Origin of the sequence: Caballeronia udeis (assembly GCF_044909315.1) — a bacterium.
In the GTDB taxonomy this organism is placed as follows: Bacteria; Pseudomonadota; Gammaproteobacteria; order Burkholderiales; family Burkholderiaceae; genus Caballeronia; species Caballeronia udeis_A.
In genome coordinates, this window is record NZ_JBIYEB010000006.1 from 58272 (window position 1) to 70895 (window position 12624).

Consider the following 12624-nt stretch of genomic DNA (forward strand, 5'->3'; position numbering starts at 1 on the left):
AAACTACTCTGACGGCAGATTCAATGGAAATTTTCGGCATTCCGCTCGCGGCAATGATGAGCCAGTTGCTACTCGGGCTGGTGAACGGATCGTTCTACGCCATCCTGAGCCTTGGTCTCGCGGTGATTTTCGGCCTGCTCAACGTGATCAACTTCGCCCACGGCGCGTTGTTCATGTTGGGCGCGATGCTCACATGGATGGGTTTTTCGTATTTCAATGTGCCGTACTGGGCGATGCTCGTGCTCGCGCCCCTGGTGGTGGGCGTGTTCGGCATCGTGATCGAACGGACGATGTTGCGCTGGCTCTATAAGCTCGATCATCTGTACGGCTTGCTGCTCACGTTCGGCCTGACGCTGGTGATCGAAGGCGTATTCCGGTCTATCTATGGTTCATCCGGCCAGCCCTACGATGTGCCCGAACTGCTGTCGGGCGCGACGAATCTCGGCTTCATGTACCTGCCGAACTATCGCGCGTGGGTGGTGCTGGCATCGCTGCTCGTGTGTTTCGCGACATGGTTCGTGATCGAGAAAACGCGGCTGGGTGCTTATCTTCGCGCAGGCACCGAGAACCCGAAGATGGTCGAGGCGTTCGGTATCAACGTACCGTTGATGGTTACGCTCACCTACGGTTTCGGCGTGGCGCTCGCGGCGTTCGCCGGCGTGCTTGCCGCGCCCGTGATCCAGGTGTCGCCGCTGATGGGGCAGTCGATGATCATCACCGTATTCGCGGTGGTCGTTATCGGTGGAATGGGGTCGATCATGGGTTCGATCCTGACCGGTCTCGGGCTTGGCGTGATTGAAGGCCTGACACGCGTGTTCTATCCGGAAGCCTCTGCGACTGTCGTTTTCGTGATCATGGCGCTGGTGCTGCTCGTGCGCCCGGCGGGACTTTTCGGCAAGGAAAAATGATGGTTAGGAAAGTGCTTTACGGCGTGCTGCTTGCCGGCCTGATCGCGGCGCCGTTCCTCGGCGTGTACCCGGTCTTCATGATGAAAGTGCTCTGTTTCGCGCTGCTGGCGGCGGCCTTCAATTTGTTGATCGGCTACACGGGTCTGCTTTCTTTCGGTCACGCGATGTTCCTCGCCAGCGCGGGTTATTCCGCCGGTTACGCCATCCAGACGCTCGGTTTTACGCCGGAACTCGGCGTGATCGCGGGCACCGCGGTGGCGACGCTGCTTGGCCTGGTCGTGGGTTTGTTCGCGATTCGACGCCAGGGCATCTACTTCGCGATGGTCACACTGGCGCTCGCGCAGATGGTCTATTTCGTGTTCCTGCAGGCGCCGTTCACGCATGGCGAAGATGGTATGCAAGGCGTGCCGCGGGGCAAGCTGTTCGGCGCAATCAGCCTCAGCTCCGACCTGACGCTCTACTACGTCGTGTTGCTGGTCATGGTGCTGGCATTTGGATTTATAGTGCGGGTCGTGCATTCGCCCTTCGGGCAAGTGCTGATCGCGATCAAGGAGAACGAGCCGCGCGCCATCTCGCTGGGTTACGACACATCGCGTTTTAAGTTGCTGGCGTTCGTGCTGTCGGCGGGGTTGGCGGGACTGGCCGGTGCGCTTCAAACGCTGGTGCTGGGATTCGAAACGCTTGGTGACGCGTACTGGACCATGTCCGGTCTGGTCGTGCTGATGACCCTGGTGGGTGGCATGAGCACCATGTTTGGGCCCCTGCTCGGTGCGTTCATCATTGTGGCGCTGGAAAATCGTCTCGGCGATATTGGCACTGCACTGTCTTCGCTCACCGGTATTGATTGGTTCAACTCCCTGGGGGAGTCGGTGACGATCGTGACGGGACTGATCTTTATTGCGTGCGTGCTGCTGTTCAGGCGCGGGATTGTGGGGGAAATCGTCGCACGGGTGAAGCCGTTGCGCGGCTAGAACCACGCAACCGGGACCATGCAATTTAGTTGGCGATCCGAATCATATGCCGCTGCGGGCCATGATTTTCCGCAGTTAACCGCCGCATTTAAGATGGCACGCATAAATCGGCGCCCAATAAAGGTGCTAACGTGCACCACTAGGGTAAATGCTAGGTTGTCGGTATTGGTTGCACAATCTAATATCCGTTTCAGTTCTGTTGCACCCGAATTTTGAGGTGGAGAACGAGGAGACAACGAGGCATCAAGTGCCCGACCGAAAGCGCTGTTGGATGATTCCAACAGCGCTTTTTATTTGTACTCCGCATTCACACGCATTCGCGAATTCTCACATCCAGATCAATTTATTTTGCCGGAATTAAAGGGCCAGACATGGTCCTCGAAGGTCGGCGGTTCTCATTAAGTTAATCATTTTCATACGGGTTTTCCCGAGCATTTTTCAATGCGTGCATTAGCGCGCACTCGCGCGTTCAAATTCCTTCAAAACGCTTGCCCCACGCGGTTCTCGTCCGCTACACTCGCGATTCGCCGACCGCGTGGTCGGGATATGAAAATCGTAAAATCGCGCCAGTGAACAAAACACATTTACGGGGCATATCAATGAAGTTGGCTTTACGCTGGATCTTGACGGCGGCATTCGTCGCGAGCGTTTCCGCAGTGATAAGTACACAGGCTTTCGCAGACGTAAAAATTGGTGTGACGTTGTCCGCCACGGGCGCGGCTGCATCGCTGGGAATTCCGGAAAAAAACACGATTGCGCTGCTGCCGAAAGAGATCGCCGGACAGAAGATGGAATACATCGTTCTGGACGATGCGACCGATTCCACGCAAGCCGTCAAGAATGCCCGAAAGCTGACCAGTGAAGATCATGTCGACGCCCTGATCGGTTCCACGGTGGTCCCGAATTCGCTCGCAATGATCGATGTGGCGTCCGAGACCTCCACACCCATGATCTCGATGGCCGCGGCGGCCACGATCGTCGAACCGATGGATGCCAAACGCGCGTGGGTATTCAAGACGCCGCAGAACGACATCCTGATGGCGACAGCCATTGCGCAGCATATGTCGAATCATGGTGTGAAGTCGGTGGCGTTTATTGGTTTCAGCGATGCCTACGGTGAAAGCTGGTTCAAGGAATTCACCAAGGCCGCTGATCTCGCGAAGATCAAGGTGGTCGCGAACGAACGGTTTGCGCGCAACGATGCGTCGGTGACGGGGCAGGTCCTCAAGATGATGTCGCAGAATCCGGACGCCGTGCTTATCGCGGGTGCGGGCACGCCGGCCGCGTTGCCGCAAAAGACACTGAAAGAGCGGGGCTACAAGGGCAAGATTTATCAGACGCACGGCGTGGCGAACAACGACTTCCTGCGTGTGTGCGGCAAGGATTGCGAAGGTACCTTCCTGCCGGCCGGGCCGTTGCTGGTCGCAGCGCAACTTCCCGATTCGAACCCAGTCAAGAAGTCGGCGCTGACTTATAAGCAGGCTTATGAAAGTGCTTACGGCGCGGGTTCCGTGTCCACGTTCGGCGGTCACGCGTGGGACGCGGGCCTGTTGCTGCAACGAGCCGTTCCGATTGCGTTGAAGGCGGGACAGCCCGGCACGCAGGCATTTCGTGAAGCGTTGCGCGCGGCTATCGAAAGCACGAAGGATTTGCCCGGCTCGCACGGGATCTTCAACATGAGCGCGAACGATCATTCGGGACTCGATCAGCGTGCGCGTGTGATGGTGGAGATTGTCGGCGGGCAGTGGAAGCTCGCCAAAGACTGACGGCGGCCCACACGAATATATGAACCCACCCAAAGGCGCGTTGCTTCGAACGCGCCTTTTTTTCGGGTTTCATATGCTCGGCGGTGATGGCCTGATGTGATGGCTAACGCTGAGGGAAAACGAGCGTAGGCACAGGCAGTGACCGAAAATAGATTGAGCGGCATTTAAACAAAGACCGCACGACAAAGATTCATAACAACTCGCAGTAGCGTACAAGGCGTGCGCGATGGCATAGCGTCTGGAGACGATGCAATGAAAAAGACTACCCCGTGGAAGTGGCAGGGACGGCTGACGAGCGCGGCGCTTGGCGTGACGCTCGCCTTTGGTGCAGGCGCGGCATTCGCGCAGGTGAAGATTGGCGTGACGTTATCGGCAACGGGGCCGGCGGCATCGCTTGGGATTCCAGAGAAAAATACGATCGCGTTGTTGCCGAAGGAGATCGGCGGGAAGACGGTGGAGTACCTCGTGCTCGACGACGGTTCGGACACCAGTCGCGCAGTGCAGAACACGCGCAAGCTGATCGATGAAGATCATGTCGACGCCATCATGGGCTCAACGGTCACGCCGAACTCGCTTGCGATGCTCGACGCCGCCAGCCAGGGCAAGACGCCGATGATTTCGCTGGCTGCATCCGCAGCAATCATCTCGCCGATGGACGCCAAACGCTCATGGGCGTTCAAGACGCCGCAGAACGACAGCCTCATGGCCGACGCGATTGCCGAGTATATGGAGAAGCACGGCGTGAAGACGGTTGGCTTTATCGGCTTTGCGGATGCGTACGGCGATGGCTGGTATAGCGTCTTCGATGCGGCCGCTACCGCACATAAGCTGAAGATCGTCACGAACGAGCGCTTTAATCGCACCGATACCTCGGTTACCGGCCAGGTGCTGAAGACCATGAGCGCGAATCCGGACGCGGTGTTGATCGCCGGTGCGGGAACACCGTCAGCGTTGCCTGCGAAGGCACTGAAAGAGCGTGGTTACAAGGGCAAGGTTTATCAGACGCATGGTGTGGCGAACAACGACTTCTTGCGCGTGTGCGGCAAGGATTGCGATGGTGAACTGCTGCCGGCAGGACCGATCCTGGTTACGGATCAATTACCGGACAGCAATCCGGTGAAGAAGTCGTCGCAGGCGTATAAGGCAGCGTACGAGAAGGCGTACGGAGCGGGGTCGGTCTCCACGTTTGGCGGCCACGCATGGGACGCGGGTCACATGCTCGAGCAAGCCATTCCCGAAGCGCTCAAGACGGCTCAGCCGGGTACCGAAGCATTCCGTGCAGCGCTGCGCACCGCGCTGGAAAACGTGAAGGACCTGCCGCTCGCGCATGGCGTGATGAACACCACGCCGACCGATCACAACGGCCTCGACAAGCGCGCCCGCGTGATGGTGCAGATCGTCGACGGCAAGTGGAAGTTGCAGAACGACTAGCCATGACATGGAGCGCTTGCCCGCCGGCAATTTGGCGCGTTAGCGTTCCAACGTTCAGCGTTCCGGCGTTTCGACCATGGCCTGAGGCTGCATTTTTCTCGCAGCACCGGGCCATGTTTCGATGGGCTGACCCGGCAGCCCCAGTTGCAGGATGCCCCTAAAGAGGAAGTATGGACTTATCGATTGCGGCGATTCTCGCGCAAGACGGCATCACCACGGGCGCAATCTATGCATTGCTCGCGCTCGCGCTGGTCCTCGTGTTTTCGGTGACGCGTGTCATCTTCATCCCGCAGGGCGAGTTTGTCGCGTACGGCGCGCTGACGCTGGCCGCGCTGCAAACGCAGAAGCTGCCGGCAACCTGCTGGTTGCTGATTGCCATGGGCGTGGGGTGCTTCGTCGCGGAGATCGCGGGCATCGTGCGGCATCCGTCGCGACACCGGCAGATAGGGCGCACGCTTGCCATTCTGGCAGGCAAATATCTGCTGTTTCCGGTGGCGGTCTATGCGCTGACGCAAAGCGTGCTGATGCAACCTCTGCCCATGATCGTGCAGGTCGCGCTCGCGCTGCTGATCGTGATTCCGATGGGTCCGTTCGTCTACCGGCTGGCCTACGAGCCGATCGCCGAAGCCAGCACGCTGCTGCTGCTGATCGTGGCGGTCGCCGTGCATTTCGCGATGGTTGGCCTCGGCCTCGTCATGTTTGGCGCGGAGGGGTCGCGCACAACCGCGTTCTCCGACGCCACCTTCAATCTCGGCAGCGTGTCCATCTCCGGGCAGAGTCTCTGGGTGGTCGGGACGGCCGTGGTGCTGATCGTCGCGCTGTATCTTTACTTCGACCGCACGATCTCGGGGAAGGCGCTGCGCGCGACCTCGGTGAACCGGCTTGGCGCGCGGCTGGTGGGCATCGGCACGACGCAGGCTGGACGGCTTGCCTTCACACTCGCGGCCGGCCTGGGCGCGCTCTGCGGCGTCCTGGTGGCCCCAATCACGACCATCTACTACGACTCGGGCTTTTTGATCGGCTTGAAGGGGTTTGTGGGCGCGATCGTGGGCGGATTGGTGAGTTATCCGCTCGCGGCCGCGGGTTCGCTGCTGGTCGGGCTGCTGGAATCGTATTCGTCCTTCTGGGCGAGCGCATACAAAGAGGTGATCGTCTTCACGCTGATCATTCCGGTGCTGCTGTGGCGGAGTCTGGCAAGCCCGCATTCGGACGAAGACGAGGAGTGACGCGATGAAATTCGTCATGCGAAACAAGTTTTTCTGGGTATTCCTGCTGGTCGTATTCGCCCTGCCGGTGCTGCCGCATCCAATCCACACGCCCGAATACTGGATCACTCTGCTGAACTACATCGGTTTGTATTCCATTGTCGCTATCGGGCTCGTGCTGCTGACAGGCATTGGCGGGATGACGAGCTTCGGGCAAGCGGCGTTCGTGGGTGTGGGCGCTTATTCAACGGCCTACCTGACGACGCAGTTCGGCGTTTCGCCGTGGCTGGCGTTGATCGTGGGCGTGGTGCTAACGGCGTTGATCGCGTTGCTGCTGGGCATGGTGACCATGCGGCTCTCTGGCCATTTCCTCCCGCTCGGGACGATCGCGTGGGGACTGTCGCTGTTCTTCCTGTTCGGGAATCTCGAATTTCTCGGCAAATACGACGGTATCAACGGCATTCCGGTTCTTAACCTGTTCGGATGGCATCTCGAATCCGGACGGTCGATCTACTACCTGATCTGGGTCGTCGTGCTGCTGTCGGTAATATCTGTTCAGAATCTGCTTAATAGTCGGCCGGGGCGTGCGATTCGGGCGCTGCGCGGCGGCGGCACGATGGCCGAAGCCATGGGCGTGAATACGGCGTGGATGCGTGTGGTGATTTTCGTCTATGCGGCGGTTCTGGCTGCGATTTCGGGCTTTCTGTATGCGCATCTGCAGCGCGCGGTGAATCCGACGCCATTCGGTCTGAACCACGGCATCGAGTTCCTGTTCATGGCGGTGGTGGGGGGCGTGTCCCACGTCTGGGGTGCGGTATTGGGCGCGACAATCCTCACCGTTCTGCAGGACTACCTGCAGACCTTGCTGCCCAAGCTGCTTGGGTCGAACGGCAATTTCGAGATCATCGTGTTCGGGGTATTGATGGTCTTGCTGCTGCAATACGCACGGCAAGGGGTCTGGCCATTCGTTGCGCGGCTCTTTCCCAGCGGGCCGCGCGCCCGTGCCCCTGAGCACGCGGAAGCGCTGCCGCAACGCGCGAAGCCAACGCCTGGCGAACCCTTGCTGGTCGTGGATAAAGCCCGCAAGCAGTTCGGCGGTCTGGTTGCCGTCAACGATGTCAGTTTCCAGGTGAAGGCGGGCGAGATCATCGGCTTGATTGGACCGAACGGCGCGGGAAAGTCGACAACGTTCAATCTGGTCACGGGTGTGCTGCAAGCCACTAGCGGATCGATCACCTTCCATGGCGAACGTATTGATGCCCTGTCTTCACGTGAAATCGTCAAACGCGGTATTGGGCGGACGTTTCAGCACGTGCGCCTGCTATCGGGAATGACGGTGCTGGAGAACGTGGCGATTGGTGCGCACCTTCGGGGCAAGACAGGCGTCTGGCGCAGCGTCGCGCGGCTGAATGCAGCCGAAGAAGGGCGCTTGATGGCGGAAGCCGCGAAACAAATCAAGCGCGTGGGTCTGGAAAGGCATCTCTACGATGAAGCCGGCAGTCTGGCGCTAGGACAGCAACGGATTCTGGAGATCGCTCGCGCTCTGTGTTGCGATCCGACTTTGCTATTACTGGATGAGCCCGCTGCAGGTTTGCGCTATCAGGAGAAACAGCAATTGGCCGAGCTGCTGCGGCGCCTGAAGGGCGAGGGCATGAGCATCCTGCTGGTGGAACATGACATGGATTTCGTGATGAATCTGACTGACCGATTGGTGGTGATGGAGTTTGGAACCCGAATTGCAGAGGGATTGCCCGAAGATATCCAGAAAGATCCTGCGGTGCTGGAAGCTTACCTGGGTGGGGTGGACTGATGGCCGATGCAATTCTTCAAGTCACCGGTTTGTCCGTTCGTTACGGCAAGGTTGAGGCGCTCCACGACGGGAGGCTCACCGTTGGGGCTGGGCAGATTGTTTCGGTGATTGGCCCTAACGGCGCCGGCAAGTCCACTTTGCTCAACGCAATCATGGGTGCGTTGCCTTCCACCGGGTACGCGAAGGGGACGATTCTTTACCAGGGCGAAGATGTCTCTACACTGGCAATCGAGAAACGTGTTTCACGGGGAATGTGTCTTGTACCGGAAAAGCGTGAGTTGTTTGCAAGCATGACAGTGGAAGACAACCTGGTTTTGGGCGCATATCGGCGGAAGCGCTCTGGTGAGCGCAATTTCCTCGATCAACTCGATCATGTATTCGATTTGTTCCCGCGCCTGAAGGAACGCAGGAAGCAGGCGGCCGGGACATTATCTGGCGGAGAGCGGCAGATGCTGGCTGTCGGCCGTGCACTAATGGGTAAGCCCGATTTGCTGATGCTGGATGAACCTAGCCTTGGGTTGGCACCGTTAATCGTGAAGGAAATTTTCCATATCATCAGCGCGTTGCGGCAGACGGGTGTTGCTACATTGCTGATCGAGCAGAATGCACGCGCTGCGCTGCAGATATCCGACTACGGTTACGTGCTTGAAACGGGTGAATTTGCGATGGAAGGGGTTGCCAGCGAGCTGGCCCACGATCCGAAGGTTATCGAAACGTATTTGGGGTTGGCCAAGAAGGTGGCATAGGACCTTTCGACTTCAGCGAGTTCTGATGGCGTGTTTCACGTGAAACACGCCATTTTTTGTCTGGAGCGTTGCTGGCAGATGGTGCACGCAATCGGAATGACTCCGGCCCCCTTCATCCTCGACGAATGACGATGTTGTGTTTCACGTGAAACACATCATTTTTTCGCGTTAGCTGTCTAGCCTGAATCGCGGCAAAAGCTAACCGGATATAATTCTTCGATATCTCTTTCGAAGGTCCGCCACGTCGTGCGGGAACCCATGCTTTATCCAACTGAATTCGATGTGATCGTCGTCGGTGGCGGTCACGCTGGAACTGAAGCCGCTTTAGCCTCGGCCCGGACGGGCGCAGCTACGCTGTTGTTGACCCATAACATCGAAACACTTGGCCAAATGAGCTGCAATCCCTCGATCGGCGGGATTGGGAAGGGCCATTTGGTCAAGGAAATCGATGCGCTTGGCGGTGCGATGGCGGCGGCAACTGATGAAGCCGGTATCCAGTTTCGGATTCTGAACTCGTCAAAAGGGCCGGCAGTCCGTGCCACACGGGCACAGGCGGATCGGGTTCTGTATAAGCAAGCGATTCGGCATCGGCTTGAAAATCAACCCAATCTTTGGCTGTTTCAGCAGGCCGTCGATGATTTGATCGTCGAGGGCGATCGTGTTGTCGGCGCCGTTACCCAAGTTGGCGTGAAATTCCGCGCGAAAGCGGTTGTATTGACGGCCGGCACCTTCCTCGACGGAAAGATTCACGTGGGTTTGAATAACTACACGGGCGGCAGGGCAGGTGATCCGGCGGCTGTGTCTTTGTCAGCGCGGTTGAAGGAGCTTCAACTCCCTCAAGGACGGCTCAAAACAGGTACGCCGCCGCGAATCGATGGCCGGACTATCGACTATTCGAAGCTTGAAGAACAGCCGGGCGATCTTGATCCAGTGCCCGTGTTCTCGTTCCTCGGTCGCGTTGAGCAGCATCCGCGACAAGTGCCGTGCTGGGTGACGCATACCAATGAGCGCACGCACGACATCATTCGTGCCGGTCTGGATCGCTCGCCAATGTACACAGGCGTGATCGAAGGCGTCGGGCCACGCTATTGCCCATCGATTGAAGACAAGATTCACCGGTTTGCGTCCAAGGATTCGCATCAAATCTTCCTGGAACCGGAAGGCCTGACGACGAACGAGTTCTACCCAAACGGCATTTCTACGAGTTTGCCGTTCGATGTCCAGCTCGAATTGGTCCGTTCCATGAAGGGACTGGAGCACGCGCATATCCTGCGGCCGGGCTACGCGATCGAATACGATTACTTTGATCCGCGGGCACTCAAGGCATCGCTGGAAACCAAAGCAATTGGCGGTTTGTTCTTCGCGGGGCAGATCAATGGCACGACGGGCTACGAGGAAGCTGCTGCACAGGGCCTGCTCGCGGGTCTGAACGCGGCGTTGCAAGTTAGCGGCAAGGATGCGTGGTGTCCGCGTCGTGACGAAGCGTATTTGGGCGTTTTGGTCGACGATCTGGTCACGCAAGGCGTGTCTGAGCCGTATCGGATGTTTACTAGTCGCGCGGAATATCGCCTGTCGCTGCGTGAAGATAACGCCGATATGCGTTTGACCGACGCGGGCAGGGCACTGGGCATCGTAGATGACGCTCGCTGGAACGTGTTTAACGAAAAGCGCGACGCTGTTTCACGTGAAACACAGCGCCTAAAATCGACTTGGGTTAACCCTAAAACTCTGCCGACCGAAGAAGCCATCGCACTGCTCGGTAAGCCGATTGACCACGAATACAGTTTGGCGGATTTGCTAAGGCGACCGAGCGTCACCTATTCGGACGTTTGTGCATTGCGGAAGCACACGTCCGGCCCGGAAACACCGCTGGCTCAAGATCCAGTTTTGCTTGGCCAAATCGAGGAGCAGATCGAGATTGCGGTGAAGTATCAAGGCTACATTGACCGTCAGGCTGGCGAGATCGAACGTAATGGCACGCACGAAAACACGCGCCTGCCCGAAGCATTTGATTATGCTGAAGTACGCGGGCTTTCCTTCGAGGCTCGCCAAAAGCTGATGCAACATCGCCCGGAGACGATCGGCCAGGCGTCGCGTATCTCGGGCATCACGCCGGCCACCATCTCCTTGCTCATGGTGCATCTCAAGCGGGCGATGGGCCGGCGGGACAGCGCCGCAGGTCAGGCCGGGGCGCCACATAGCAGAGGCGGGCGCGGCAGCGCTCGCTCCGTTTCGTGATGCAGCGTGACGCCGGGGATACCGGACTACCAGCGCTGCTTAACGAAGGAATCGAGCAACTCGGCATTACCGTCACCAGCGCGCAGCGCCAGAAGCTGCTCGACTATGTGGCCCTGCTGGGTAAGTGGAACGCGGTCTACAACCTGACCGCGATTCGTGACCCACGCCAGATGCTGATTCAGCACATTCTTGATTCTCTCGCGATCATTCCGTTTATCACTCGCCGTCCCGGGCTTCAGTCAGCGCTCGATGTTGGCTCCGGTGGCGGCTTACCCGGGATCGTCATGGCGATCGTCCTGCCCGAGTGGCAAGTCACGCTGAACGACATTGTTCATAAGAAAACGGCCTTCCAATCGCAGGCCAAACTGCAACTTGGATTGACGAATCTGTCGGTTGTCACCGGGCGTGTCGAGAATCTGCATGCCGGTATAGAGGTGCCAGGTCTTTTCGATGTAATCGTGTCGCGTGCGTTCGCAGAGCTCTCCGACTTCGTTACACTTGCGCGTCATCTGGTTGCCGGCAACGGCCGCATCTGGGCGATGAAGGGAATCAGGCCGGATGCCGAGATCGCCCGGCTTCCCGCCGACACGAAAGTCTGCTGTATCGAACGCCTCCGCGTGCCCATGCTCGACGCCGAGCGCCACCTGATCGAAATTGAAATCGGAGCGGCCCCACATTGAACACTGCAGTCGACATCTCACGCGCGCCTGATATCCAGTCAGGAAAAAAGGGACACATCACGATGGCAAAGATCTTCTGCGTCGCGAACCAGAAGGGCGGCGTCGGAAAAACGACGACAGCAGTCAACCTCGCGGCGAGTCTGGCGGCGCTCGACCAGCGAGTCTTGCTGATCGACCTGGACCCGCAGGGCAATGCCACCATGGGAAGCGGTATCGACAAGGCGGCGGTCGAGAACACCGTCTACGACGTGCTGGTCAACAGTGTGACGGTGCGTGATGCGTGCACCCGTACGGACGCAGTCAGCTACGACGTCTTGCCGGCCAACCGCGAACTGGCGGGGGCGGAGGTGGAACTGGTCGGCGTGGAAAACCGCGAACGCGTGCTGCGTAAGGCTTTGACCGAGGTCGAAAGCGATTACGATTTCATCCTCATCGATTGCCCGCCGGCTTTGTCGCTGCTTACACTGAACGGTTTGTGCGCTGCCCATGGCGTCGTCATCCCGATGCAGTGCGAGTATTTCGCCCTCGAAGGCCTGTCTGATTTGGTCAACACGATCAAGCAGGTCCACGCGAATCTCAACCGCGACCTGAAGGTGATCGGATTGTTGCGCGTCATGTTCGATCCACGCATTACGTTGCAGCAACAAGTATCGGATCAACTGAAACAGCATTTCGGCGACAAGCTCTTCGACGTTGTCATTCCCCGCAATGTCCGTCTTGCCGAAGCGCCCAGTTACGGTTTGCCGGGTGTCGTGTTTGACCGGGCGTCGCGTGGTGCGCAGGCATATATCCAGTTCGGTACCGAAATGATCGAGCGCGTACGCGCGCTTTAACGGACACAGCGTCAAGATGGCAGAACGAGGAAGCAA

10 protein-coding genes are annotated in these 12624 nt (G+C 58.4%); all 10 read left to right on the forward strand.

What is annotated here, in order from left to right:
• Positions 1 to 23: 23 nt before the first annotated feature.
• The 10 genes from ABH944_RS11885 to ABH944_RS11930 all read left to right on the forward strand — a co-directional run bounded on the left by ABH944_RS11885 (position 24) and on the right by ABH944_RS11930 (position 12588).
• Complete coding sequence (locus ABH944_RS11885) at positions 24 to 908, forward strand: branched-chain amino acid ABC transporter permease (RefSeq protein WP_404606093.1); 885 nt, start codon at positions 24 to 26, stop codon at positions 906 to 908.
• A complete protein-coding gene (locus ABH944_RS11890) occupies positions 908 to 1879 on the forward strand; it encodes a branched-chain amino acid ABC transporter permease (protein ID WP_062087750.1) in 972 nt (323 codons plus the stop codon). The genes ABH944_RS11885 and ABH944_RS11890 overlap by 1 nt, the downstream gene beginning before the upstream one ends.
• A gap of 599 nt (positions 1880 to 2478) precedes the next feature.
• Positions 2479 to 3645: an ABC transporter substrate-binding protein gene (locus tag ABH944_RS11895; protein ID WP_404606095.1), complete on the forward strand. Its 1167-nt coding sequence runs from the start codon at positions 2479 to 2481 to the stop codon at positions 3643 to 3645.
• Between the two features lie 252 nt (positions 3646 to 3897).
• Positions 3898 to 5076 carry an ABC transporter substrate-binding protein gene (locus ABH944_RS11900; protein WP_404606097.1) on the forward strand — a complete coding sequence of 393 codons (1179 nt, stop codon included), beginning with the start codon at positions 3898 to 3900 and terminating at the stop codon, positions 5074 to 5076.
• A gap of 170 nt (positions 5077 to 5246) precedes the next feature.
• A complete protein-coding gene (locus tag ABH944_RS11905; RefSeq protein ID WP_404606099.1) occupies positions 5247 to 6302 on the forward strand; it encodes a branched-chain amino acid ABC transporter permease in 1056 nt (351 codons plus the stop codon).
• 4 nt (positions 6303 to 6306) lie between these two features.
• Positions 6307 to 8091, forward strand: coding sequence for a branched-chain amino acid ABC transporter ATP-binding protein/permease (locus ABH944_RS11910; RefSeq protein WP_404606101.1), 1785 nt, complete (start codon positions 6307 to 6309; stop codon positions 8089 to 8091).
• On the forward strand, positions 8091 to 8837 hold the full coding sequence (locus tag ABH944_RS11915; protein WP_404606103.1) for an ABC transporter ATP-binding protein: 747 nt from the start codon (positions 8091 to 8093) through the stop codon (positions 8835 to 8837). Before ABH944_RS11910 ends, ABH944_RS11915 begins: the two co-directional genes overlap by 1 nt.
• Before the next feature lie 258 nt (positions 8838 to 9095).
• The gene (mnmG, locus tag ABH944_RS11920) at positions 9096 to 11075 is read left to right on the forward strand and encodes a tRNA uridine-5-carboxymethylaminomethyl(34) synthesis enzyme MnmG (RefSeq protein ID WP_404606105.1); all 1980 of its coding nucleotides are present in this window, start codon (positions 9096 to 9098) and stop codon (positions 11073 to 11075) included.
• Positions 11075 to 11755: a 16S rRNA (guanine(527)-N(7))-methyltransferase RsmG gene (rsmG, locus tag ABH944_RS11925; RefSeq protein ID WP_404606470.1), complete on the forward strand. Its 681-nt coding sequence runs from the start codon at positions 11075 to 11077 to the stop codon at positions 11753 to 11755. The genes mnmG and rsmG overlap by 1 nt, the downstream gene beginning before the upstream one ends.
• A gap of 62 nt (positions 11756 to 11817) precedes the next feature.
• Positions 11818 to 12588, forward strand: coding sequence for a ParA family protein (locus ABH944_RS11930; RefSeq protein WP_404606107.1), 771 nt, complete (start codon positions 11818 to 11820; stop codon positions 12586 to 12588).
• Positions 12589 to 12624 lie beyond the last annotated feature (36 nt).

Excerpts from the sequence above, each read along its gene's own strand:
- ABH944_RS11910 (WP_404606101.1), top strand. The coding sequence starts at position 6,307 with ATGAAATTCGTCATGCGAAACAAGTTTTTCTGGGTATTCCTGCTGGTC.
- ABH944_RS11905 (WP_404606099.1), top strand. The coding sequence starts at position 5,247 with ATGGACTTATCGATTGCGGCGATTCTCGCGCAAGACGGCATCACCACG.
- ABH944_RS11900 (WP_404606097.1), top strand. The coding sequence starts at position 3,898 with ATGAAAAAGACTACCCCGTGGAAGTGGCAGGGACGGCTGACGAGCGCG.
- ABH944_RS11885 (WP_404606093.1), top strand. The coding sequence starts at position 24 with ATGGAAATTTTCGGCATTCCGCTCGCGGCAATGATGAGCCAGTTGCTA.
- ABH944_RS11915 (WP_404606103.1), top strand. The coding sequence starts at position 8,091 with ATGGCCGATGCAATTCTTCAAGTCACCGGTTTGTCCGTTCGTTACGGC.
- ABH944_RS11930 (WP_404606107.1), top strand. The coding sequence starts at position 11,818 with ATGGCAAAGATCTTCTGCGTCGCGAACCAGAAGGGCGGCGTCGGAAAA.
- ABH944_RS11895 (WP_404606095.1), top strand. The coding sequence starts at position 2,479 with ATGAAGTTGGCTTTACGCTGGATCTTGACGGCGGCATTCGTCGCGAGC.
- rsmG (WP_404606470.1), top strand. The coding sequence starts at position 11,075 with ATGCAGCGTGACGCCGGGGATACCGGACTACCAGCGCTGCTTAACGAA.
- mnmG (WP_404606105.1), top strand. The coding sequence starts at position 9,096 with ATGCTTTATCCAACTGAATTCGATGTGATCGTCGTCGGTGGCGGTCAC.
- ABH944_RS11890 (WP_062087750.1), top strand. The coding sequence starts at position 908 with ATGGTTAGGAAAGTGCTTTACGGCGTGCTGCTTGCCGGCCTGATCGCG.